1 protein-coding gene is annotated in these 975 nt (G+C 46.5%); it reads left to right on the forward strand.

Features of this window, described 5'->3' with window-relative positions:
* Positions 1–485: 485 nt before the first annotated feature.
* Positions 486–881: a phage integrase N-terminal SAM-like domain-containing protein gene (locus NF78_RS27815; RefSeq protein ID WP_081973052.1), complete on the forward strand. Its 396-nt coding sequence runs from the start codon at positions 486–488 to the stop codon at positions 879–881.
* The last annotated feature ends 94 nt before the right edge of the window (positions 882–975 follow it).

A 975-nucleotide genomic window follows, 5' to 3' on the forward strand; every position in this document is an offset into this window, starting at 1 on the left:
AGAATTAAGTCGTTTAGCGAACTTCCAGGCACAATCATCAATGTTTTGCTTGAGGCAATTAAGCTTTTCTAGATCGCTGTATTCCGATTCAATCCAAGCACGAATTACTTTCTTGAGGATTCGGGATTCGGCTTGAGAAATTTGCATTGCTGTTTGGCTCTTCGGCTAGAACAGGATTCTTTTAGCAAATTATCGCGTGACTATCTTGTAGTGGCAAGCAAGGATATCATTGAGCCTCCTGTTAGTCAAGAAAGTAGAGTCAGGGGAAAAGCTCCTTTATCTTGAGGGTCTAACTCTTTATTAGAGGGAAATTTTCCGCCTAACACCCCGAATCGGAGTATTAGGCGGAAATCTGTCTACCCAAACACCCTTACAGGGATCTTAGGTAGAAAAATTTCAGCCTAAATGCTGAATATGGGATCTTAGGTGGAAAATTTCAGTATAAATGCCGGACCCTTGAAGGGCGAGGAGCTTAAGATTTCCCTATGGCTAGTACGGGTTTACTCATGGATGACTCAGCTCCCCCCAGGCGTTTGCTTGACCAGGTGCGCGATGTGATTCGGCTGAAGCACTATTCCTATCGGACAGAACAGTCCTACGTTCAGTGGATTCGCAGATACATTCTGTTTCATAACAAACGGCATCCCAAGGAAATGGGGGTGCCAGAGATTGAGTCGTTTTTAACTCACTTGGCGGTGCAAGAGCATGTGGCGGCATCTACGCAAAATCAAGCTTTGAGTGCCCTGCTGTTTTTGTATCGAGAGGTGCTTTTTCTGCCCTTGGATGCTCGTATTGATGCGGTGAGGGCAAAGCCGTCCCGCAAGCTGCCAACGGTCTTGACTAAGGAGGAAGTACGTTCAGTCATTGTGCATATGACGTAACCGTCCCAGGAATTTAACGAAGGCTTAGGGATTTTGGGCTAGGAGTCCCGGTAAGGTGAAGCGATGAGCGACGAGATCGAGATAGCTGGAATCC

It is taken from the genome of Leptolyngbya sp. KIOST-1, from assembly GCF_000763385.1.
In the GTDB taxonomy this organism is placed as follows: Bacteria; Cyanobacteriota; Cyanobacteriia; order Phormidesmidales; family Phormidesmidaceae; genus Nodosilinea.